Origin of the sequence: Desulforamulus ruminis DSM 2154 (assembly GCF_000215085.1) — a bacterium.
GTDB lineage: Bacteria > Bacillota > Desulfotomaculia > Desulfotomaculales > Desulfotomaculaceae > Desulfotomaculum > Desulfotomaculum ruminis.
Genome location: NC_015589.1, coordinates 1498551 through 1520659, shown reverse-complemented (window position 1 = coordinate 1520659; position 22109 = coordinate 1498551). Strand labels below are relative to the sequence as shown.

The window sequence follows — 22109 nt, the reverse complement described above, 5'->3', positions numbered from 1 at the left end:
GCCGGTTATTCTGGTCCGTTTATTTCCCGCTGAACCTTTTTGGGCAGCGAATGGAATACAAGTTGATAGGATTTATCCAGCATATCCCTTAAAACCCCATCGGGAACGTTCCCATCTAAGTACAGAGAATTCCAGTGTTCTTTATTCATATAATAACCCGACACAATATCCTCATATTGATTTCGCAACAGTTCACCCATCATGGGCTCCAGTTTAAGGGTAATAATAGCCTTGCCTTCTTTGTCTCCGCCCTGCAGGGCAAACATTTTCCCTCTAATCATATATCTCGTTGCTTCCCACTCAACTTTATAATCCTTTTGCACTCCTTTTTTGGCAAGACAATAGGCATCCACCCACGCATACTTCATTTTGGCTTCCTTTCCCCAGCATTGATTTTATAAAAGGCTTGTTGTATTTCACATTCCTTTTTATTCTAAATGATCTTGTATTGAATAAAACCCTTTTTATTTCAAAATACTAAACCATGAAAACCAAGTAAACCGAAGGGAGACTAGTTATGAAACCTCATGCCGATGATCGCAGGGACAATGTAGAAAAGATACAGCGCAATATCAACCATACCATCCAAAATATTGAGCGTACAGAGGAAACCATGTCTTTAACCGATGATCCCAAACAAAAACAAATCTTAGCTGAAAAGAACCATAGAAGAGAAGAAGCCCTTGATTCCATGCGGGTAGAAATTCGCGATGAAGCCATGGACAAAAAACGCGGCTACGAATAAGCCAATCTTTATTTCTCCGCTTTTCCTGTGAGATGTTCAATGGTTATTTTTACAATTCGAGCCTGGCCCTGGGCCCTGGCGATATATTCCCTTCCTGCTTCCAAGTACTGAGGGGAATATTTTTTCACCAGCGCCACCAGGGCTGCTTCATGTTCCTTGGCATCCACCACCAAAGAAGCCCGGCCAAACAAAATAACACTTTTATATTTGCTATCAAACTTCTGGGGCAGCAATTCCACATCCGTGGCAACACAAAAACTGATTCGATCGTTTATGGCTATGTTCTCCAGTTTGTGCCCCTCCGGGGCGCTATGAAAATAAATAGAACCGTTATGGTAAACATAATTTAAAGGCACTGAGTAGGGGTATCCATTGGTACTGATGGTGGATAAAATCCCATACTCCCCTTTCTGCAGAATGCCAATATTCTCTTCCTCCGTCAGTTGCTTGTCCATTCTTCTCATTTCTTTAAACATTGTTTCACTCCCTTTTGGCCCAAGATTAATTTGCTATAAATGTTAGGCTGGTTTCCTTATCCATCTGTTATAGGTAATTATAACCACTTATTTCTACCTGTGCAAAGTCATGACCGCCCAAAGGCAAAGAAAGGGCAATCCTGCCATGGCGGCGAAGCCGTTTATATACCCTGGCGGAGATTGCTCTTTCTTTGCTACAGATATAAAAACGAGATTATTATCCTCATAACCTTCATGCTAAATAGATATTTTCATTGATTCTTTTACTTTTAACATGGTATCCAAACCAATTGCGTTTGCTCGGTTGGTTCCACTTACGATTATATCTCTGACTTCACTTTTGTGGTGCTCATAATATGCCCTTCTCTCACGAAAAGGATTAAGAATAGCATTAAGCTTAGTATAAAGTGCCTTTTTACAAGCAACACATCCAATCTTTGCCTTTCTGCACATATCGCATATATTAGGATATTCTTCGCAGTTAAAGGCATTATGGTATAGGCTAACTGTGCAAATATCCGGATTACCTTGGTCGGAAATGGCAATTCTGTTTTTATCTGTTAAGGCAGATTTAATTTTGGCAATAACAGTATCTTTATCATCTGATAAATAAATTGCATTGCCTAAACTTTTACCCATTTTGCTATTCCCATCAATTCCGGGAAGACGGGGAGTATCACTTAAAAGTTCTTTGGGAACCTTTATGGTTTCACCATAAAGATCATTGAATCTCCGAACAATTTTTCTTGCTTGCTCCATGTGGGGCAACTGATCATCTCCCACAGGGACAAGGTCCGCATTACAGAAAGTTATATCTGCTGCTTGACTGACAGGATATCCCAAAAATCCATATGTCAAATCATCGTAGCCATACTGTTTTGCCTCAGTTTTTATTGTTGGATTATGCCTTAGAGAATTAACAGAAACAAGCATAGAATAAAAAACTGTAAGTTCGGCAATGGCAGAAACTTGTGATTGCTGAACAAAAGTAACTTTTTCGGGGTTGAGTCCAACGGAAAGATTATCAATGGCAACATCATAAATACTGGCATTAATAAGTTGTGGATTACTAAAATGAGTAGTTAATGCCTGCACATCCGCAAGAAGAATGAGGGTATCATATTCATCTTGGAGTTTTACTCGATTTTGTAAACTGCCTATAAAATGTCCTAAATGAAGCTTTCCGGTGGTTCTATCACCAGTTAAAATACGCTTTTTCATGATAAAAGTCCTTTCACATATATTTTTTGTTCACCACCAACCATTACTCATAGAAACCATCTCCTTTATAAACAAAAAACTTCTGTCCCCAAAAGGACAGAAGTAAATTCTGCAGGCCACCTAATGAGTACGCACCATCATGCGCTCCCTGTGTTACGGTCAGGGCCTTCCGTCAACGCCTACTAAGTATTACCTTTCGGGTTGCCCTCAAAGTCCATTCGCCAAAACTTGAAATACCGTACTCACACCAAACGACGGCTCTCTGAAAATCGCTGTAATGGCTACTACTCTTAATCAACGGTTTAAAAATTTATTTTATTGTACCACAAAATCAGAGAAAAATTAGGAAAAGGAAATGCTTATAGTAAGTTCCTATCAGTCCTGCAATTAATTTATCGTTTTCAGTATGCTTCCAAGTAATACCAAAAATAATCTATATCTCAAATTTCCATTTCCCATTCTTTTCATTTTAGCATACAAGCCGAAACCTGTCACTTCCGCCTGAAACTTGCTAAAGCATAATAAAACTCACCGCCCCAAAGTCATATCGGTAAATTTAATTCATAGGTCTGCTCAATTAAATCCTTTCCCCAGGCATTACTTTTATGCTCCGCCACTTTTCTGAATCCTGCTTTCATATACATCTTAATGGCTGTTTCTTGGTCTTCGGTGGTCTCCAGAAACACTTTCCGGTAACCTCTCTCCCGGCAGTATTGCATGGCTTCTGTGAACAAGTCACGGCCAAAACCTCTGCCCCGGAATTGCGGATGCAGGATAAACCATCTCAATTGAGCTTTTTGAGGTGAATGTTCCACAACGGCAATGGCGCCCACCATTTTGCCATTCACTTCTACAAACCAAAATTGATCCTTATCCGGGCTGTAATTTTCAAAAAACTGATGAAAAGTTTTACACACATAGCCTTCAAATCCATGGTTGTATCCGCATTCTTGATCATAAATCCAGCCGTGCAGATGAATTAAAATCCCCACGTCTCCCGGCCTAAGCCCACGCCGGATGTGAACCCGTTCCCCTGACAGCACCGGGTCTTGGGATAAGACTTGCTCAATGCTTTTCATACTCTCCACAACCCTTTTTTGCTCTTGCGCCGGCAGGCAGCTCATCATTTGATCAATCTGGCTATCGGAGAGTTCATCCAGTCCGGCCAGTGTATCCTTTCCTTTATCGGTCAGATAAAGATAATACAGCCGGCCATCCTCGGTGGATTGTACCCGATAGGTAAGGCCCTTTTTTTCAAAACCTTTGATCATCCTGCTTAGATAGCCCGGATCAATCTTTAGTTCCTCAATCAGCCTTTTGGCAGTACAATTCTTTGTGTGTCCAATTTCGTACAATACACGGGCTTCGGCCAAGGAAAATTCACTGTTCAGCATATGCTGATCCAAAAGCCCCAAAATATTGGTGTAGAAGCGATTAAATCTTCGCACGCCGTGAATAAAGGGATTATAGATTGAATTCATCTTGCTCCTCCTATCATTGCAACATAACTTTATTATATTATTTTATTTGACAAAGTCAACTAATATTGTTGACTAAAGCAATTACTATTGAACCCCATCGCAACCGCCATTGTTTTTTCCCTTGACCGGGTTCCTGGGCAAAAAAATGAAGTTCCAAGGCCCAGATGGATTTACCAATCTGATGCTTAGAACTTCTTCTACGAAAGTTTCCATTAAGTTTTTGTTTCGTTGATTAGAATCCACAGGACTCTCCCACAACCACCACCGTAATATCCGTAGCCATAGGTTTTTTTCTCGTTACGGAATACATTCTGCAGATTCTGGTTTTGCCCTGACAATCAGCGCATATACCTGTTTTTATACATGGGTTGGAAGTTTCCAGTCTTTTATTATTCATAGGAGCGGCGATTGTTTCCAATCTGTCAAAGGCGGCCGCTTCATCCTTACATACTTTATCAACACTCACTACCACGATTACCTTTTTTGGGCCAAAATTCATGGCGGCGATTCTGTTTCCCATGCCGTCTATATTTACCAGCGCCCCATCCAGCGTAATTGCATTGCTGCTGCATAAATACAAATCACTTAGCATTTCTTTCCTGGCCACAGCCACCACTTCCTCCCGGCTAAGACCGGGTGCGCCATGATCCAGCACTTTGCCGCCAACCGCTTTTACCTTATCCTGGATGCCCATATTTCGTATGGTCATAGAACCGCCAAAGCCTACGGTGGATTCCGGTTGCACATGCTTCATAATAAAATCCGCGGCTTCCTTTACCGTTGATAAATACACGGCGTCAAATTCATTTTTTATTAAAGTCTCCACAATCTTTTGACCCAGTGCTGCATTATGCCATTTTTTTACTTCCATCGATTTATCCTCCATACTTTTCAACTTATAATCAAAGCTTATTTATAATCGAAGCATTGTACGCCGCGCCAAAGCCATTATCGATGTTGACTACACTCACCCCGCCGGCACAACTGTTCAACATGGATAACAAGGCCGCAAGGCCCCCAAAGTTTGCCCCATACCCAACACTGGTAGGCACTGCGATGACCGGTTTATCCACCAGACCCCCGATCACACTGGCCAGTGCTCCTTCCATTCCTGCAACCACAATCACCACTTTGGCCCCCCGAATGACCTCCATTTTTGAAAAAAGCCTGTGAATTCCGGCAACCCCTACATCAACAATTTTCTCAACTCGATTGCCCAATAAACTTGCCGTCTCGGCGGCTTCCTCCACTACCGGCAGGTCGGAGGTTCCTGCTGCAACAATGGCAATATAGCTGTCCGTTAAAGGTTCTTCCCTTTTTCTAATGGTGATAACTCTGCCCAGGGAATTGTACCCGGCCTCCGGACAGATTTCTTTTACGGCCTGATACATCTCCTCATTGGCTCTGGTAGCCAGAATGTTATTCTCCTTGGTAAGCATAAATTGAATGGTGTCTTTTACTTGCTTGACGGTTTTTCCCGCACAATAGACGACCTCCGGATAGCCAACCCGGATCTCCCGATGGTTGTCGACTTTAGCAAAACCTAAGTCTTTATAGGGTAAATCCTCTATTTGTTTTGAGGCCTCTTCTATGCCCATCCGGCCATCCTTTACAGACTCAAGTAATCTTCTTACATCACTTTTATTCATTCTTTTCCTCCGAAAGCATCCTTGTTTATGGCATTCATTTCTCCACAAAAACAAAACTCGGAACGGAGTAGCTTTCCGTAAGGCTTCCAATGATGGTCTCTACCCCTGCCCGGGTATAGACTCCCTGCATGCTTCCACCATACATAAATAAGCCGATGGTAAAGCCGCATTCTCTGAACTTTGCTTCTCCATCCTTAAAAAAGGCCATGGGCACTTTGGGAACCCTGCAGAATTCTTGCAACAGATATTCTTCCTTCGCTTCCTCCTGTATAATCTTAAGCCATTCCTCAGCCGAATGATCCCGGCCTGCCCGAACCCCCTTGGAAGCATACCGATCCATGGGTTTTAATATCCTTTGGTCTTTATTGGCAATGGCATCCTCTACTAGATCAGGATTATTTGAATCAAAAATGGTTGTGAAGGGAATGTGGTTTTTTACAAAGTTTCGTTCTTCTTGGGTTAAGAAAGGCGTCTTTGCCGCATCATGCAACAGGGCAAAAATAATTTTATTATGAGCAATTTGAGACCGTAAGGGTCCAACCACACAAACATCCCCGTTCAAATAGGCATCAATAAAACCCTTCACCGAATCTGCTTTTTCAATGATCTCCCAGGTTACGGCCCTGCGATAGATACAGTCAATTCTAAAATCCTGGTAATACAATTTTCCGTCCCGATATGCCAGCCCTCTCGGATCAGCAATGACGGCTTGGCAGCCGGCTCGTTCAAAGGCTTTTTGGAACTCCACAAATTCACTGGGAGCCTTTCCCTCCAACCAGTCCACAATGGCTACCTGGGGCTTTTGGCTGCTGCCTTTACTGAATTCCTTATATTTACTTTTTATAACTTCTACCAGTGAATCAAACAATTCAAAATCATAAATTTTATAATCCTTCTTAAATTCCTGAATGGTCAGGGCATTGCTAAAGATTTTCGCTAACTCCTGCTGTTCTACCATGGCAGAGGATCCATCCGTATTTAATTCACAAAACTGGAAACTGCCACTTTCAAAATCATAAAATATGTCAAATCTTGCGATGGGTATATCAATTTTATAACCCGGATCCTTTAAAATTAATTTTTCCAGCAGTGGAGAAAATCCAAAATAGGCCCGAAAACCTTTATCTGCCAGATAATGCTGAATCACCTTCTCCAAAATGCCATACAGCTTTTGGGTCAATTGGTCAAACTGCTGGATATTGGCCTCGCTTAAGAACAGCGGCTGATAAAGAAAAGCCACCGGTTTCCCCTTATACTGAGCGGCAGAACGCTGCACTTCATCAAACACCTGCTTGTAAGAAGTGATATATCGGCCTGGATCTGCCAGTACCTGGGCCCGATATTGGTTAAATAAATTCATTGCTAGCATGAAAGACATTCCTCCTGAATCAAGTCATTTAATATACACGATCTTAATCCATCCAGTCCTTCTTTATCCAATTTTTCTCTCGTCCTGTGCAAAACATTTTCCTGTGACAAAATCAAGTTCTCCAAGGGTTGCAAATAATGTATCTCTTCAACCGGAAGACCTTCCCTGGCCCAATCAAACAAAGGAGGTAAAAAGTCTATTAGGGTCTTAGAAGCAAAATCGCCCTTCAGACCCTTTTGTATCATCGATTGCTTATATTTTTCCAGTGTTTCAGAATCCACGGTTTCTGTTAACTGAAATAAATAATCTAGAGCTGCTTGATTATAAAACAGACCTTTTATAAAGGCAATATAAGAAAAGCTAAAAGGATGGGGCAGGCTGTCCCCGGTTCGTATTTCAATATAGTTTTTGGCCCGGGCATCCGGGAAAACCATGGAAAATAAATGCTCCAGTTCTGGAACGGTAAAAACATATTGATCCAGCAGGTCGCTAATCTTCCTATTTCCTGCAGACAGCGCCCGATCGTCCTTTAAAAAGAGAATGGGCTCCACATTTAAAAGGTAATCGGCATATTCTTGATAACCAAAGGACTGATCCATAACCCCCGGGATAGTGCCGCTACGGGCAGGATCGGTGTTTTGCCAGATTAGGCTTCTCAAACTATTTTGTTCATAATCCTTGCCTTCAAAAATAGGAGCGTTATCGGAAATAACGGCTAATACCGGCGAAAGAAAATGTGCTACCCTCATTTTCTTTATAAAATCTTCTTCGTCATAATAATCAATGGAAATCTGAAGGGATGCCGTTCCCTTCATCATGTTGTGAGCATATTTGCCTTTTTCTTTTAAATAAGCAGACATCAATTGATACCTTTTTTTGGGAATAAAAGGAATGTCCGCAATGGTGCTCTTGGGATGATAACCAAGAGCCATTAAAAATTGATTTTGTTCCTCTAAAATAGGAATGACTTGCTGCAAAAATTGAAAATAAATCAATTCAATTTTTTTCAGGGAACTGCAGGGACGGATACTAATTTCTAATTGTCCGCCCGGTTCCAAGGTTATAATATAGTCTTCATGCTCCAGACCAATTAAAGAATCCCCTTCAAATTTGGGCTTGTAAGCAAATCTCATAAGTTTTTTGAGAATAGTTTCAATGCCGTCCTTTTGATAATAATGAATGGAATTCCATGAGTTCTTATCCACGACAATATGTTCAATCTCAACCCCGACCATACACTGCCGGTCTCTCTTCTCTCCTAATTTTAATATTTCTGTTAAAAAATGAGCCTTTTCTTTATAATCCATTTACCTCACCGCATTTCAGATTAATTGTGTCAAGAATTTGTTTGCTGGTGGAACACCCCCGGACAGCATTTATCCCTTTCCTGGGAGCATTTTTTCCATGGCTTTGTCCACTTCCCGGTAAACCTTGGTAATGGGGATATTATTTGCTTTTGCAATTTTTTTACAATCCTCGTATTCTGCTTTATATTTAATCTCTTTCCCAGTATAACAGGACTTCTTAATGGTAACCGGGCCATATGGGGTCTCAATGGTTGAAAAATTCCTATCCAACATCATTTTTTCAACCTTCACTTTTCGAATGCCAAGGGAAGTGGTTTCTCTAAAAATAACGTCCAGTATTTCTTTTTCCCGCTCTTTATTCACCAGGATGCTCAGCTTGATGGCCGGTCTTCCTTTTTTCATGATGATGGGTGTTTTGTAAACATCCAGGGCCCCGTTTTCAAAAAGCCGTTCCTCCACATAGCTGTACAATTCCGGATTCATATCGTCAATATTGGTCTCAAGCAGGTATTGTTCTTCTGTTGCTTCCGAGGCTTCGGTCCTCCCTAAATACACTCTTAAAACATTGGGGATTTCTAAGTCCCGGGTTCCCAGCCCATAGCCAATCTTCTCCACAGAAAAGGCCATCTGGTTTGTAAACTCTTCCACATTGGCTGCCAAAATTGCCGCTCCTGTGGGTGTGGTGGTCTCAAAGGGCACCATCCCGGACTGAATGGGAATGCCTTTTAAAATTTCAACCGTGGCCGGGGCCGGAACCGGTATAAGACCGTGGGCGCACTTTACAAATCCTCCTCCTACCTGAACAGGGGAAGCCATAATTTTATCCACTTTTAAATAATCCAAGGCTATGGCCGCCCCCACCAGATCCACAATGGAATCAACAGCGCCAACTTCATGGAAATGAACCTCATGAATGGATTTTCCATGAACCTTTGCCTCCGCTTGAGCGATTCTCATGAACATATCCAGGCTGGATTTTTTCACCGCATCACTCAAGCTGCTTCCATTGATGATATTTTCAATGTCCTGCAAATTCCGATGGTGATGGTGATGCTCATGTTCATGATTATGACCCTGATGGGTTAGAATGACATCCACTTTCGTTCCGTTTATGCCTTTTTTAGCATCTTTTCTTATGGTTATCTGATATTCGGCATCCAATTGGAGCTTTAATAGCTCTCCGGCTAAGTATTTCCCATCCACACCCAGATCCACCAGAGCGCCTAAATTCATATCTCCACTAATCCCGCTAAAACAATCATAGTATAAAATTTTCATTTTTATCCCTCTTTGCTTACATATAAATGGCTACATATAAATTTTATATGATTATTGGCCTTTTTCTTTCTTAATTTTATAACGGCTTATTAAAAATAAGCCGTTATAAAAAACTGAAATAATTATATATTTGCTTCAAATACTGCTTTAACATTTTTTAATTCTTGGCGGATAGGAATACTTTGCGGGCAGTGCCCTTCACATTCTCCGCACTCCACACAATTGGACGCTCTTTGCTGGGGATTTAGCCAGCGATGATACCCGTCTTCTTTGCCAAACACATGATGATTGTTGTACATGGTAAAGCAGGTGGGAATATTTATGCCCGCAGGACAGGGCATACAATAGCCGCAGGCGGTACAATTCACTTTAATTCTTTCTTTATAAATTCCTTTTACTTGATCAATAATCGCCGCTTCTTCCGCCGTTAGGGAGTTCGCCTCCCCTTCATTGGCTGATTTTAGATTTTCCATCACTTGTTCCATTGTATTCATACCGCTTAATACCACAGATACTTCCGGGTGATTCCAGACCCATCTTAAAGCCCATTCTGCGGGCGTTCTTTTTACATCGGCCTGATTAAAGGCATTTTGGGCAGCCTCCGGAAGCTCACCGGCAAGCTTGCCTCCCCGCAGAGGCTCCATGATTACGACACCTAAGCCCTTCTGCGCTGCATATTGCAGTCCTTCTTTTCCTGCCTGAAAATCTTCGTCTAAATAATTATACTGTATTTGACAGAAAGACCAGTCATAATAATCCACCGCTTCTTTAAACAAATCCAGTTTATCATGGAATGAAAATCCTGCATATTTAATTCTGCCGTCCTGGATGGCTTGATCTAGAAACCCTGCCACATCCAGCTCCTTTAACCCGGGCCACACATTGCTGTTAATATTGTGTACCAAATAAAAATCAATAAAGTCTGTCTCCAGCCGCGCTAACTGCTCATTTAAGTATTTATCCATATCTTCCCGGGTTTTTATCAGCCAACTGGGAAGCTTGGTGGCTATTTTTACTTTCTGCCGGTATCCGTCTCTTAGTGCTTTTCCTACAAAAGGTTCACTCTGACCCCCATTGCCCATACCGGCACCATGATAAGGATAGGCGGTGTCGATATAATTTACCCCATGGTCAATGGCATAACGAACCAATTTTATAGCCAGTTCTTCATCAATCTGCGCAGGGTCTCCCCCGGGAAGAAGCGGAAGCCTCATACAGCCAAATCCTAAGTTTGAAATCATTTCATCGGTCTTGCCAAATTTCCTGTATAACATGAACTCTTTCCTCCCTTTGGTAACGAATACTGCAATCGCATTTTTATAGTATTGAGTATAAACCTTTGAGTGAACTTTAAGTCAAGATAAAATAAAAAATCAAATGCCCTTGCAACCTTTTACACCGGGCAATCATTTTTCGCCGTGCAGACATCAATGGGTCCGGCAAGCAGCGTCCACTTTAGACCAATTCTGGATGAAACCAAACCCGTAATCAGCATGGCTACCGTCATGGCAGCATTATAACTAGTGAACAACAAACTTACTTGGCTAGGGGAAGCGTGTAGACCTTTGGCAATGGCAGGCAAAATCGGATCAACAAGCCCCAGTCCCATAAAGGCAATAATACAAGCAAAAAATACCGCCCATACTGCTCTCGATTGTCTAAGCATGCTTGCTTTTTCTTGGGTGGACACAGTGGTTGTGATGGATGTTTTGGATACCGATTGTGTTACAGATGCCATTCCTTTACCTCTCTTCTGAATAGGAAAAATATTACAGCAGGGCTTTAAAGGAATGTCGAATGACATCTCCCCGACTGATGATTCCAACCAACACGCCGTTACGCTCTACCCGCACTTTCTTAATCTTCTTTTTTCCTAAGATCGCGGCAATATTTTCAATTTCCTCATTCCAGGCAACTTTAATAACCTTTCTTTGAGCGATGTCCATTACATTTAGATTCAGCAGTCTTTGTGCTCTTTTCAAAAAATCCTCATCGTCCCCTTTGATGACCGTGGCAAAGAAAAAAGTATCAATGACAAAATCGTTATATTTGCCTATATATCTCATAATGTCCCCGTCACTTATATAAGCGACAATTTCATTGCTGTCATTAACTACAGGAAGTCCGCTGATACGATAGGCGATAAATTTTTCGATGACGGAACGTACCGTGTCGCTTTCCTTCACTTTGTAGGTACGATTCATCATAATTTCATAAGCCTGCATTTTCATCATTCTCATTATTTGCTAATTTGCCAAACAACTTGTATTATAAAAGTATATAGTTGCATTCTACAAGTACTTTTGCATAGTGTCAAGACAACAAACTTTATCAGCCGGGGATGTTGTCCCAAAGGATTCACTTTCTGTTAAAATAGACTATAGTAAGAAAAAAGAGAGGTAGCAAAAACATGGACGAGCATTCACTGGCAATGATTGAACTTGAATTGACAATCCTCCTGCGCCGTGCTTCATTCATTACACATCATCATAGAGCCGGCAATCTGGACCGTTCTGCCTATCTCTTATTACATCAAATAATCACCCATGGCTCTGCTGGAATAAAAGCACTGGCCGATGAATTCCGTTTGGATATCTCTACTGTGTGCAGGCAAGCAGCCGCCCTGGAACAAAAAGGATATGTCTACAGGATTCCCAACCCAGTGGATGGGAGAGCCTACTCCCTTCAAATAACGGATTCGGGAATCAAGGCCTATGACCAGCACCGGCAAGCGCGCTTGGCCAGAATAACAGACATTGTGAAGGATTGGTCCGACGAAGACTGCGAAATGTTCGGTCGGTTGTTGCGCAAATACAATCGGTCGGTCATTCATACATGTAAAGGTTGAACACAAAAAATCCGGCCAGTGCACCCTATGCCACTGGTCGGATTTTTATCGTAAAGAAAAATCGTATGCTTATTCCAGTATTTTCTCCAGCACTGAAACGTATTCTTGAGAATATTTTTCTTTATCTCTTCTTAGAGTCTTTATTGCCGTATCCATTTCCCCAATGGGCTTATAAGGCCGGCCGGAGGTAATTCCATCGACAACGTCGGCAATCATGACGATTTTGGCGTTGCGGCAAATTTCGTCTCCCTTTAGCCCTTTTGGATATCCGCTCCCATCCAGCCGTTCATGATGCTGCATCACGATATCCACACATTCTTGAGGAAGTCCATAGGGTTCAAGAGAACTTTTGCCCAATTCGCAATGCTGCCGAATAAAATTCCTTTCCAGATCGTTCAGGGGTCCGGGTTTTTGTATGATGGGTTTAGGAATCAACAGTTCGCCTACATCATGCAGAAAAGCACCCAATCCTATATTCCACAGTTCATCCTCGTTGTACCTCAATTCCACTGCAATCATCAATGAAATAATGGCAACATCGATTGAATGGGTATACAGCCAGTCCAGGTGATTGCTTAACACGTTGACATAGATCCACCAGGGCTTTGTTTTTGACTCAAAGATAACCGTACTTAGTACTTGGCTGGTATGCTCGAGAATACGGTCGTTCCGTATATTCATTCTTTTTCCCAGTTCCAAGACAGCCGGGAAAGTAGCTGCGCTTTGTTTGGCATTGGAATGGATCAATGCCTCCTCCTCATAGCAGCCACGCTTTTTCAGCTTTTCTATAACCGCGTCTGTTGTTCTTTGGCCTTTGGCCAGCAACAAAAAACCGTTTTGGTCGTAGATGTCTTTCTTGGCAAAGGTTTCAGACATTTTCCTAACCCCTTTCTATGGACCTGCTTTATCAACGGATAAAGTGACATACCATTCCAACCCATCTTAAAACTCATATCTTAATAACCGTGAACAAATGATAATACACGAATTATTTACACATATTTTTACAAAACTATCGCACGTTAGCTGAAATCAAAAAACATTAAACCCGTTATTTATTAACATTCGGCCAGTAGTATTTTGCTTTTTAATGCAACATTATTGTAATTTTGTTGCATTTTAAGTTTAAATATTTATTTGATTCAAAAGAACCAGCACAATCATTTAATAGTTATTGCAATTTTTAACTGTATTCTAGCATGTTCTTTTTTATATAATATAATATGCAAAAGTTACATTGGGAGGTAATGCTAATAATGACTGTTGAACCAATCAGAGAAAAGTCTAAGATTAAGCAGCTCTACCAATACTTGAATGGAAGTGATCCCAAATATGCGTTAATTTTTAAATTTGGTATTAATACGGGCTTGAGGATAAGTGATATCATTTGTATTAAAGTAAATGATATCTTTAATGAGAAGTGGCATTTTAAAGAATATCTAATCTTGAATGAAAGGAAAACAGCAAAGGAGAAAAAAATTAAATTAAATGATACTTTGCGCAGGTGCCTTCATCATTATGTTAAAACCCAGCATCTTGCTTTAGAGGATTACCTTTTTCCCAGCCAAAAAGGGGGTTATATTGGAAGAATCCAAGTTTACAGAGTACTGAAAGGAGCTGCCACTATAATGGGCATTGAAAACTTTGGGACACACAGCTTAAGAAAAACCTGGGGGTATTGGACTTACAAAATTTCTAAATATAATATAGGGCTTATTATGGATACCTTTAATCACTGCTCCCCGAGTATCACACTCCGTTATATTGGTATTAATCAAGATCAAAAAGACGAGCTTTATTCTATTGTTCAACTATAAAAAGCTTTTTTAAAATTTAATAAATAATTCCATATTTCACCAAAACATTGACATTTTTGTGGTAAAAATATAAAATAAATTACTAGATGCCAATGCAACAAAATTACAATAATGTTGTATTTGATGGATTAGTTTACCAAAAAAACTCCTTTGCAAATTATAAAATGAATGAATACATAACTTAAGAGCCGCAGAGTATCTAAAAAAGTACTCTGCGGCTCTTCTATGGTCCGTTTAATTCTCTGCTATAAAACCCCTACTTTATCGGGAAAGTGCAGATAAAGGTTGTGCCCCCTTGCTCATTGCTAGCCACTGAAATCTTTCCGTGATAGTTCTCCACAATGGTTTTAGCAATGGCCAGTCCCAGTCCATAGCCGCCGTGTTCGCGAGCCCGTGAACCGTCCACCCGGTAAAACCGCTCAAAGATATGAAGAAGCTGATCTGCGGGGATGGGTGGGCCGGTGTTATTGACGAATAATTGAACCTTTTCCTGAATTCGTTTCAGGGTAATTGTTACAGCTCCATTTCTACCGGCATACTTGCAGGCATTATCCAGCAGAATCACCACCAGTTGCTTAAGCTGGCTTTCATCCCCCAGCAGGGTAATGTCAGGAGCAATTTCACTATTGAGAGCAATTCCCTGTTCAAAGGCCACTGATTCAAAGGGGAGCAGGCAGCTCCAAACCGCGTCGCTGAAATTTAGTTTTGTTTGCGGTACCGGCATCTGCATGGTATCGGATTTAGCCAGAAAGAGCAGGTCATCCGTCAGTTTTTTCATACGGTTGGCTTCCGCTTGGGTATATTCCACCCATTTAATCTGCCGTTCAATGGTGTCCTGGCGGTTCGAAAGCAGAATGCCGATGTTGGCCAAAATTACCGTTAACGGCGTTTTCAGTTCATGAGAAGCGTCGGCCACGAACTGCCGCTGCTGCTCCCAGGCTTTTTCCACCGGCCGCAGGGCCCATCCGGAAAGGAATAGGCTGATAAAAAAGAAAGCGGCCAGTCCGCCCAAGCCAACCATCAATAAGGTAATCAGCAGGCTGGTCATAGAACCTAGTTCTCTTTCCATATCGGCAAAAGCAATTTTTACGCCATCGGGAGTTTGTGCTACCAGATAGCGCAGTTTCAGATCAAACAAGACACCACTCATGCTGTCCGAAGCTAGCGCCCGTTCTGTTGCTTCGGCGGCCACTTCATCGGAAACGGCTACATTTTCCCTTCTAATAGAATGAATCCTTTTATTTTCATCCAGCGCAACGCTGAATATGGGAATCATCGGTACAGGCTTCTGCGGCCGCTTGCCCCCGATTTCCATTATGGGCGGCGCCATGTTGGGTTCACGGGCAATAGCCCGCCGCATGGCGTCGTAGCTTTCCATTTGCATTCGCTGATAGCTAAAAAAGCAGATGGCGGCAAATACAATAAGCAGCACCAGGCTGACCAGTGTCATATTAATGAGAATGAATTTTCTGCGCAGCTTATGGATCATATTTCTTCCGCCTCTAACCGGTAACCCACTTTACGAACCGTGCCAATACCGGCCTTGGAGCCAAGAAAAAAGAACTTTTTGCGCAGGAAAGAGATATAAGCCTCAACATTGTTATCTTCCGCGTTGGATTCCATCCCCCAGACCTTGGTGATCAAGTCTTCTTTAGGTACCACAATTTTGGGATTGGACATTAAAATTTTTAACACCTCAAACTCTTTAAATCCCAAGTGCACCGATTTTGACCCGGAGCAAAGGCAACGGGTGGACAAATTAAGCGTCAGATCGGCAAAGGATAACTCCTCCAGCACCACTTCTCCCTGCCTCCTGGCCAGAGCCCGGATGCGAGCCAGAAGTTCCTCGGGAGAAAAGGGCTTGGTCATGTAGTCATCAGCACCGCAGTCCAATCCGATTACCTTATCCGTAATTTCATCCCTGGCTGTGAGGAGAAGCACGGGAGTGGCAACCTTTTTGGCGCGCAGTTCCCGCACCACTTCAAAACCGCTTCGCTTCGGCAGCATCACGTCCAGCACAATCACATCATAAAGACCGCTCAGGGCATAATCCAGACCATCCGCGCCATCATGGACCATGTCCACCGCGTACTTATGTTCGCTCATGATCTGACCCAGGGCTTCCGCCAGACGGATCTCGTCCTCCACAATTAATATCCGCATGATCCCACCTTGCTTTCCTTTATCGTATCATCATCAGTATCATAACACAGCCGGGGAATTCATTTAAATCGCTCCTAAATCCCAGGAGATCCCTCTCCTGTTTTGGTCACATCATATCAGGAAAATCTGAAATTACTCTGAAAGCAACTTTTCAGGGTAATTTCAGTTACGGGCAGTATGATAAAGGCACGGAAAACAAGGCTGCCCGATGCTACAGTTCTTTTACCAAAGCATAACCGGGCTGAAGCTGAAAATAAATGGAAATGGAGTGTTTCCTATGACTCAGTATCAAGATGTATTTAAACGTTATGAAAAAAAATACCTGTTAAACCAGGGGCAGCATCAAGCCCTTATGGAACGGCTAAAGGGCTCCATGACAGAGGACCTTTACGGCCTGCACACCATCTGCAACCTTTATTTCGATACCCACAGCTACGAACTCATCCGGGCATCCATTGAAAAGCCGGTCTATAAGGAAAAATTTCGGCTGCGCAGTTATGGTGTGCCTAAGACCAACAGCACCGTTTTCCTGGAACTGAAAAAGAAGTTCAAAGGCGAAGTCTACAAAAGACGGGCGTCTCTCACCCTGGAGAAATCCAGACACTATCTCCTGCAGGGTGAATATCCGGAATCCTCCGGTCAGATTCTTCAGGAAATCGACTGGTTCCTGAAAATGTATCAACCGGTTCCCAAAGTATTCATCGCTTATGACCGTCTCGCTCTATATGGCAATGAGGATGCCGATCTGCGCATCACCTTTGACCGCAACATCCGCTGGAGGCAGTCTCAGTTGGATCTAGCCAAAGGGGACTGGGGAAATCCCCTGCTTAAATCGGGAAATGTCTTGATGGAGATTAAAATTCCCGGAACCATGCCCCTGTGGCTCAGCCGCATTCTTTCTAATTTAGAAATTTTCCCTACTTCCTTTTCTAAATATGGAACCTGTTACAAAGAACACATCCTGCGCAATGTGTATAAGAAAGGCGGAATCATCTGTGCCTGATACAATTTTAAATCTAATGACAGCAAGCTCTTTTACCCTGCAAAATCTGCTTTTCTGTACCTTAACTTCCCTGGTTCTCGGAATCGGAGTGGCCATGGTGTACATGTACCGCAATACATACAGCAAAAACTTTGTGGTCACTTTGGCCCTGCTTCCGTCCATGGTTCAAATCGTGATTATGCTTGTGAACGGCAATCTGGGCACCGGTTTGGCGGTGATGGGCGCCTTTAGTCTGGTACGTTTCCGGTCCATTCCGGGCAGCGCAAGGGAAATCGGCAGTATCTTTTTTGCCATGGCTGTTGGACTTGCCACCGGCATGGGGTACCTGGGGATTGCTTTTATTTTCCTGCTCGTTGTCGGATTAGCGTCCATCCTTTTAACCACCGTCCACTTTGGAGAAGAAAAGAAAACTGAAAAGCTGCTGAAAATCACCATTCCGGAAAATCTGGATTACTCCGGCATCTTTGACGATCTGTTCAACACCTATACCAAAACCGCGGAACTGGTTCAGGTTAAGACCACCAATATGGGCAGCCTGTATGAGCTGCATTACCACATCGTTCTTAAAGAACCGGCCATAGACAAGAATTTTCTGGATGGACTGCGCTGCCGCAACGGAAATTTGAACATTGTTTGCGGGCGGGTCTCTGCCAGTCGGGATGAATTATAAGTATAGGGAGGCAATCATGAAAAAAATCATTCTGTTTGCGTTTGTTCCTTTATTGCTATGCCTATGCAGCATAACTGCATTGGGCTTCCCATGGCAAACTCCAAAATGGGCGGAAGCTGCTTCCAGTGAAGCGGTTGGAGCAGCAGCCGCCCTTTCTTACGCTGATGAAATTGACCAAACAAAAATTATGACAATTGAAATATCCGTCAATGACAGCGATTGGCAGTATTTGTTGGATAACGCAACCGATAAGGAATACATCCAAGCGGACGTGACCATAAATGGCACACTGATTAAGAATGCAGGTATTCGTGCCAAAGGCAATTCCAGCTTATCGAGTATCGCCCGTGACGAAACCACAGACCGTTATAGCTTTAAAATTAAATTTGACGAATATGTGGACGGGCAAACCTGGATGGGGCTTGACAAGCTTGTACTTAATGGCAATTATGCCGATGCAACATCAATGAAGGAATATCTGAGCTACGACATTATGAGGTATATCGGTGTCGATGCACCGCTGTTCGCATACGCCGACATAAGGGTAAATGGTAAAAACTGGGGATTCTATCTGGCCATTGAAGATTTGGACGGAAGCTATAAGGAACGTGCCAAGAATGACGATGGTGAACTCTACAAACCGGATAACGACATGGGCGGTGGACAGCCGGATAATTACGGCGGACAAAAAGAGGGAGAATCTAGACGTTTTGCGCCGGTTGCATCAGACGGCACTGAAAAGTTACCGCAGGCCGGTGCAGGCAACGCAGATAAAATGCCTCCAACGCCTCCCAGCGGTCCGGTTGGAGAAGAAAGCGAAACGGGTAGAAGAAACGACGGACCGGGTGCTGGTCGCGGCGGCATGCCCAATATGGCCGGCAATGGCGTCTCCCTTGTGTATACCGACGATAACGAATCCAGCTACTCCGCCATCTTTGACAACGCCAAAACCAAGACCGATACAAAAGATCACCAAAGAGTCATTGCCGCATTGAAAGGATTAAATGAAGGAAAGGATTTAGAAAAATACGTAGATGTTGACGCCACGCTTAGATACTTTGCAGCCCACACCGTGGTTGTCAATTTGGACAGCTATATCTCCAATATGGGGCATAATTATCTGCTTTATGAGAATGACGGCCGGATCAGTATGCTGCCGTGGGACTATAATCTCGCTTTTGGCGCGTTCCAATCCCGCAACGCAAGGGACGTGGTAAACTTCCCCATTGACACTCCGGTTTCAGGAGTGAGTATGGATGAGCGTCCTTTGTTGGGCAAACTGCTGGAGGTCCCGGAATATTTGGAAAAATACCATGAATATTTGCAGGAAATTATAGAAGGTTACTTTGCAAATGACAAATTTGAGCAGAAAGTTGATGAGGTTAACACACTCATCTCGGAGCATATAAAAAATGACCCCTCCGCTAGTTACAGCTATGAAGAATATCAGAAAGCAATGGTAGAGCTGAAAAAATTTGGTACCCTAAGAAGCCAAAGCATTCAAGGGCAGCTTGGCGGTACCATCCCATCGACAACCGAAGGGCAGAAGGCTGATCCCGGTAAACTAGTTGACGCTTCTACAGTGAATCTTTCCGCTATGGGGACCCAGGGCGGCGGAGCCCCCAATGGTCAGCCTACGGGAGGCGGCATAATACCTGAAGGCATAAATCAAGAGGCGCTGCGCTCGGCCATGGAAATCATCCAGTCGGCGGAAAATGGTCAATTGACCGAAGATCAGCGAACAAAGCTTTTGGATTTGGGGATTAGTGACGAGCAAATCACACAAATGCTCAAAATGTCTCAGGGAAGCCGTGCAACTCACTAAAGCTTGCGTTTACTTCCAAAGCATTCTTTTAGGTTGTAGATGATAAACGACAAAAGGGCTGTAGGCCTATGCCGGCAACCCTTTTGTTATGGGCAATTCAGTTTAAATGACAAAAGGGATCTTCCCTCTCTGTCACTTAAAAAAGACGGATTGATCAAGTAAAAACCACAATATGGACTGCGCGATCGCAACGGAAATCTAAGATTGTTTGCGGGCGGTCTGCCATTCGAGATAAGGAGGAATGATAAAATGAAAAACAGGGCCTTGAGATATTTGTCGCTGCTGCTTGCCGCTCTGATGACAATCGCCGGATTTACGGGCTGCGCGGCTGCCGTGGATACAGTTTCATCCCCTGCTGCCGTGACGGATTCTGCAACCGAAATCAACCCCATCGCAGTGGAATACAGTCGTGAGGATCTGGACGGCAGTTGGGATGCATCCACCGCAACGACCATCACCTTAAAGGGCAGTTCCTTTGCCGTAGACGGTACGGGGGCTGCCGCCGAAGACCGTATTCTCACCATCTCCGCCGCCGGTACCTATGTGTTTAACGGCACCTTGACCGATGGCCAGATCGTGGTTGACGCGGGGAAAGACGATACCGTAAGGCTGGTGCTCAACGGTGCCAATTTGTCCTGCTCCGACAGTGCGCCGATTTATTCCAAACAAGCGGACAAAATGATCCTGACCCTGGCCGATGGTACTAAGAACACCGTGGAGGACGGCACCGCTTACACCTATGCTGAAGGAGAGGATGAACCGGACGCGGCTATTTTTAGCCAGGACGACCTGACCATCAACGGTTCCGGTTCTCTGAAGGTCAAGGGCAATTTCAACAACGGCATTGGTACCAAGGACAACTTGATCATTACCGGCGGCACCCTGGACATTACAGCCGCCAAGGACGGGTTGCGCGGCCGGGATTCCATTGCCATTCACGACGGCACCTTTAACATTGAAGCCGGGGAAGACGCTATTCAATCCAATAATGACGAAGACGGGACAAAAGGCTGGATTTCCCTGGACGGCGGCCAGTTCACCATTACAGCGGGCAATGACGGCATTCAGGCGGAAACACTGCTGCAGGTCACTGCCGGGGAATTCACTCTCACCACCGGCGGCGGCAGCGCCAATGCCAGCACCCGCAGTAACGGCGAGACCCGTCCCGGCCGGGGTCAGTGGGAAACTATTGCGAAAGAAAATAACGTCGCCGAGGACACCGTCTCTGCCAAGGGCGTCAAAGCGGGAACCGGCATTCTCATTACCGGCGGAGTTTTTGCCATCGACTCCTCGGATGATGCAGTGCATTCAAACGGCAACCTTGTCATCAAATCCGGAGAATTTGCCATTACCTCCGGGGATGACGGCATCCATGCCGATTCCGCCCTGACGGTAGACGATGGTTCCATCCTTATCAGCAAATGTTATGAAGGCCTGGAAGGCGCGTCGATCACCGTGAACGGCGGAACCATCCGTCTGACCGCCCGGGACGACGGGTTGAACGCAGCCGGAGGCAACGATGGATCCTCCCTTGGCGGCAGGCCGGGACAGAATAACTTCAGCGCCAATGAAAATTATTTCATCCGCATCACCGGCGGCTATGTGGCCGTTGATGCCTCCGGAGACGGCATCGACTCCAACGGCAAGCTTTATTTCAACGGCGGCACCGTACTGGTGAACGGTCCTACCAGCAATGGAAACGGTGCTATGGACTACGACGGTACCTGCGAGGTTACCGGAGGGACTCTTGCCATCGCCGGCAGTTCCGGTATGGCGCAGGCTCCCGGAAACACCTCCACCCAGAACTCCCTGACTGTTTATTACTCCTCCATCCAGAAAGCCGGGACCCTGGTAAACCTTGCAGATGAAAGCGGCAAGTCCATTCTGACCTTCTCCCCGGCCAAAGATTATCAGTCCATCGTGATCAGCACCCCGGATCTGAAGCAGGGCAAAACCTACACCCTTTCCTCCGGTGGAAGCTGCAGCGGTAACCTGAGCGACGGACTTTATACCAGAGGCGCCTATTCCTCCGGCGTCAAGTTGACCGATGTGACGATTTCCGGAACAGTTACCGCCATCTCAGACGACGGTTCCCAGGTTAGCGGCCGCATGGGCGGCATGCCTGGTCCCGGCGGCGGAGGCATGGAAAAAAGACCCGGCGGAAGGCCGATGCCCAATGGCGGCAATCCCTCCACTCAGTAAGTTTATTATGATCTATCTTTGGTTTTTACGATAGATTCACATTCATTTGACAAAG

At 44.1% G+C, this 22109-nt stretch carries 22 protein-coding genes; 7 read left to right on the top strand and 15 right to left on the bottom strand.

What is annotated here, in order from left to right; translation table 11 throughout:
- Positions 1–5: 5 nt before the first annotated feature.
- Positions 6–368 carry an MmcQ/YjbR family DNA-binding protein gene (locus DESRU_RS07595; RefSeq protein WP_013841527.1) on the bottom strand — a complete coding sequence of 121 codons (363 nt, stop codon included), beginning with the start codon at positions 366–368 and terminating at the stop codon, positions 6–8.
- Positions 369–517: 149 nt separating this feature from the next.
- Here DESRU_RS07595 and tlp point away from each other — a divergent pair, with 149 nt between their 5' ends.
- A complete protein-coding gene (gene tlp / locus DESRU_RS07590; protein WP_013841526.1) occupies positions 518–745 on the top strand; it encodes a small acid-soluble spore protein Tlp in 228 nt (75 codons plus the stop codon).
- Positions 746–753: 8 nt separating this feature from the next.
- Here the strand turns inward: tlp and DESRU_RS07585 are convergent, their stop codons facing one another.
- From DESRU_RS07585 to DESRU_RS07535, 11 genes are all read right to left on the bottom strand, one after another.
- Positions 754–1221 carry a pyridoxamine 5'-phosphate oxidase family protein gene (locus tag DESRU_RS07585; protein ID WP_013841525.1) on the bottom strand — a complete coding sequence of 156 codons (468 nt, stop codon included), beginning with the start codon at positions 1219–1221 and terminating at the stop codon, positions 754–756.
- Between the two features lie 237 nt (positions 1222–1458).
- Positions 1459–2442, bottom strand: a complete 984-nt coding sequence (gene trpS / locus DESRU_RS07580) for a tryptophan--tRNA ligase (RefSeq protein WP_013841524.1) — start codon at positions 2440–2442, stop codon at positions 1459–1461.
- 542 nt (positions 2443–2984) lie between these two features.
- Entirely contained in the window at positions 2985–3923 is a 939-nt protein-coding gene (locus tag DESRU_RS07575) for a bifunctional helix-turn-helix transcriptional regulator/GNAT family N-acetyltransferase (protein WP_013841523.1), read from the bottom strand.
- 232 nt (positions 3924–4155) lie between these two features.
- Entirely contained in the window at positions 4156–4794 is a 639-nt protein-coding gene (locus DESRU_RS07570) for a lactate utilization protein (protein WP_013841522.1), read from the bottom strand.
- Between the two features lie 31 nt (positions 4795–4825).
- Positions 4826–5572 (bottom strand): nickel pincer cofactor biosynthesis protein LarB, encoded by a 747-nt coding sequence (gene larB / locus DESRU_RS07565; protein WP_013841521.1) that lies wholly within the window; start codon positions 5570–5572, stop codon positions 4826–4828.
- 34 nt (positions 5573–5606) lie between these two features.
- The gene (locus DESRU_RS07560) at positions 5607–6941 is read right to left on the bottom strand and encodes a circularly permuted type 2 ATP-grasp protein (RefSeq protein WP_013841520.1); all 1335 of its coding nucleotides are present in this window, start codon (positions 6939–6941) and stop codon (positions 5607–5609) included.
- Positions 6935–8248: a glutamate--cysteine ligase gene (locus tag DESRU_RS07555; RefSeq protein ID WP_013841519.1), complete on the bottom strand. Its 1314-nt coding sequence runs from the start codon at positions 8246–8248 to the stop codon at positions 6935–6937. Before DESRU_RS07555 ends, DESRU_RS07560 begins: the two co-directional genes overlap by 7 nt.
- A gap of 69 nt (positions 8249–8317) precedes the next feature.
- Positions 8318–9526, bottom strand: coding sequence for a nickel pincer cofactor biosynthesis protein LarC (gene larC / locus DESRU_RS07550; protein WP_013841518.1), 1209 nt, complete (start codon positions 9524–9526; stop codon positions 8318–8320).
- Between the two features lie 122 nt (positions 9527–9648).
- Positions 9649–10800, bottom strand: a complete 1152-nt coding sequence (locus DESRU_RS07545) for an aldo/keto reductase (RefSeq protein WP_013841517.1) — start codon at positions 10798–10800, stop codon at positions 9649–9651.
- 119 nt (positions 10801–10919) lie between these two features.
- On the bottom strand, positions 10920–11264 hold the full coding sequence (locus DESRU_RS07540; RefSeq protein WP_013841516.1) for an MFS transporter: 345 nt from the start codon (positions 11262–11264) through the stop codon (positions 10920–10922).
- A gap of 31 nt (positions 11265–11295) precedes the next feature.
- Positions 11296–11760, bottom strand: coding sequence for a CBS domain-containing protein (locus DESRU_RS07535; protein ID WP_238446385.1), 465 nt, complete (start codon positions 11758–11760; stop codon positions 11296–11298).
- Between the two features lie 176 nt (positions 11761–11936).
- Here DESRU_RS07535 and DESRU_RS07530 point away from each other — a divergent pair, with 176 nt between their 5' ends.
- The gene (locus tag DESRU_RS07530; protein ID WP_013841514.1) at positions 11937–12374 is read left to right on the top strand and encodes a MarR family winged helix-turn-helix transcriptional regulator; all 438 of its coding nucleotides are present in this window, start codon (positions 11937–11939) and stop codon (positions 12372–12374) included.
- 69 nt (positions 12375–12443) lie between these two features.
- Here DESRU_RS07530 and DESRU_RS07525 read toward each other — a convergent pair whose 3' ends face one another.
- Entirely contained in the window at positions 12444–13250 is an 807-nt protein-coding gene (locus DESRU_RS07525; protein ID WP_013841513.1) for an HD-GYP domain-containing protein, read from the bottom strand.
- Positions 13251–13630: 380 nt separating this feature from the next.
- Here DESRU_RS07525 and DESRU_RS07520 point away from each other — a divergent pair, with 380 nt between their 5' ends.
- A complete protein-coding gene (locus tag DESRU_RS07520) occupies positions 13631–14191 on the top strand; it encodes a tyrosine-type recombinase/integrase (protein ID WP_013841512.1) in 561 nt (186 codons plus the stop codon).
- Between the two features lie 256 nt (positions 14192–14447).
- Here DESRU_RS07520 and DESRU_RS07515 read toward each other — a convergent pair whose 3' ends face one another.
- Together DESRU_RS07515 and DESRU_RS07510 are read right to left on the bottom strand one after the other, a co-directional pair.
- Positions 14448–15680, bottom strand: coding sequence for a sensor histidine kinase (locus tag DESRU_RS07515; RefSeq protein ID WP_013841511.1), 1233 nt, complete (start codon positions 15678–15680; stop codon positions 14448–14450).
- The gene (locus DESRU_RS07510; protein ID WP_013841510.1) at positions 15677–16354 is read right to left on the bottom strand and encodes a response regulator transcription factor; all 678 of its coding nucleotides are present in this window, start codon (positions 16352–16354) and stop codon (positions 15677–15679) included. Before DESRU_RS07510 ends, DESRU_RS07515 begins: the two co-directional genes overlap by 4 nt.
- A gap of 277 nt (positions 16355–16631) precedes the next feature.
- Between DESRU_RS07510 and DESRU_RS07505 the strand changes: the two genes are divergently transcribed.
- From DESRU_RS07505 to DESRU_RS07490, 4 genes are all read left to right on the top strand, one after another.
- A complete protein-coding gene (locus DESRU_RS07505; RefSeq protein WP_013841509.1) occupies positions 16632–17357 on the top strand; it encodes a polyphosphate polymerase domain-containing protein in 726 nt (241 codons plus the stop codon).
- A complete protein-coding gene (locus tag DESRU_RS07500) occupies positions 17350–18027 on the top strand; it encodes a DUF4956 domain-containing protein (protein WP_013841508.1) in 678 nt (225 codons plus the stop codon). The genes DESRU_RS07505 and DESRU_RS07500 overlap by 8 nt, the downstream gene beginning before the upstream one ends.
- 16 nt (positions 18028–18043) lie before the next feature.
- Positions 18044–19852, top strand: coding sequence for a CotH kinase family protein (locus DESRU_RS07495; protein ID WP_013841507.1), 1809 nt, complete (start codon positions 18044–18046; stop codon positions 19850–19852).
- A 249-nt stretch (positions 19853–20101) separates the two neighbouring features.
- Positions 20102–22054 carry a carbohydrate-binding domain-containing protein gene (locus tag DESRU_RS07490; protein ID WP_013841506.1) on the top strand — a complete coding sequence of 651 codons (1953 nt, stop codon included), beginning with the start codon at positions 20102–20104 and terminating at the stop codon, positions 22052–22054.
- The last annotated feature ends 55 nt before the right edge of the window (positions 22055–22109 follow it).

Excerpts from the sequence above, each read along its gene's own strand:
- DESRU_RS07595 (WP_013841527.1), bottom strand. The coding sequence starts at position 368 with ATGAAGTATGCGTGGGTGGATGCCTATTGTCTTGCCAAAAAAGGAGTG.
- tlp (WP_013841526.1), top strand. The coding sequence starts at position 518 with ATGAAACCTCATGCCGATGATCGCAGGGACAATGTAGAAAAGATACAG.
- DESRU_RS07585 (WP_013841525.1), bottom strand. The coding sequence starts at position 1,221 with ATGTTTAAAGAAATGAGAAGAATGGACAAGCAACTGACGGAGGAAGAG.
- trpS (WP_013841524.1), bottom strand. The coding sequence starts at position 2,442 with ATGAAAAAGCGTATTTTAACTGGTGATAGAACCACCGGAAAGCTTCAT.
- DESRU_RS07575 (WP_013841523.1), bottom strand. The coding sequence starts at position 3,923 with ATGAATTCAATCTATAATCCCTTTATTCACGGCGTGCGAAGATTTAAT.
- DESRU_RS07570 (WP_013841522.1), bottom strand. The coding sequence starts at position 4,794 with ATGGAAGTAAAAAAATGGCATAATGCAGCACTGGGTCAAAAGATTGTG.
- larB (WP_013841521.1), bottom strand. The coding sequence starts at position 5,572 with ATGAATAAAAGTGATGTAAGAAGATTACTTGAGTCTGTAAAGGATGGC.
- DESRU_RS07560 (WP_013841520.1), bottom strand. The coding sequence starts at position 6,941 with ATGCTAGCAATGAATTTATTTAACCAATATCGGGCCCAGGTACTGGCA.
- DESRU_RS07555 (WP_013841519.1), bottom strand. The coding sequence starts at position 8,248 with ATGGATTATAAAGAAAAGGCTCATTTTTTAACAGAAATATTAAAATTA.
- larC (WP_013841518.1), bottom strand. The coding sequence starts at position 9,526 with ATGAAAATTTTATACTATGATTGTTTTAGCGGGATTAGTGGAGATATG.
- DESRU_RS07545 (WP_013841517.1), bottom strand. The coding sequence starts at position 10,800 with ATGTTATACAGGAAATTTGGCAAGACCGATGAAATGATTTCAAACTTA.
- DESRU_RS07540 (WP_013841516.1), bottom strand. The coding sequence starts at position 11,264 with ATGGCATCTGTAACACAATCGGTATCCAAAACATCCATCACAACCACT.
- DESRU_RS07535 (WP_238446385.1), bottom strand. The coding sequence starts at position 11,760 with ATGATGAAAATGCAGGCTTATGAAATTATGATGAATCGTACCTACAAA.
- DESRU_RS07530 (WP_013841514.1), top strand. The coding sequence starts at position 11,937 with ATGGACGAGCATTCACTGGCAATGATTGAACTTGAATTGACAATCCTC.
- DESRU_RS07525 (WP_013841513.1), bottom strand. The coding sequence starts at position 13,250 with ATGTCTGAAACCTTTGCCAAGAAAGACATCTACGACCAAAACGGTTTT.
- DESRU_RS07520 (WP_013841512.1), top strand. The coding sequence starts at position 13,631 with ATGACTGTTGAACCAATCAGAGAAAAGTCTAAGATTAAGCAGCTCTAC.
- DESRU_RS07515 (WP_013841511.1), bottom strand. The coding sequence starts at position 15,680 with ATGATCCATAAGCTGCGCAGAAAATTCATTCTCATTAATATGACACTG.
- DESRU_RS07510 (WP_013841510.1), bottom strand. The coding sequence starts at position 16,354 with ATGCGGATATTAATTGTGGAGGACGAGATCCGTCTGGCGGAAGCCCTG.
- DESRU_RS07505 (WP_013841509.1), top strand. The coding sequence starts at position 16,632 with ATGACTCAGTATCAAGATGTATTTAAACGTTATGAAAAAAAATACCTG.
- DESRU_RS07495 (WP_013841507.1), top strand. The coding sequence starts at position 18,044 with ATGAAAAAAATCATTCTGTTTGCGTTTGTTCCTTTATTGCTATGCCTA.
- DESRU_RS07490 (WP_013841506.1), top strand. The coding sequence starts at position 20,102 with ATGAAAAACAGGGCCTTGAGATATTTGTCGCTGCTGCTTGCCGCTCTG.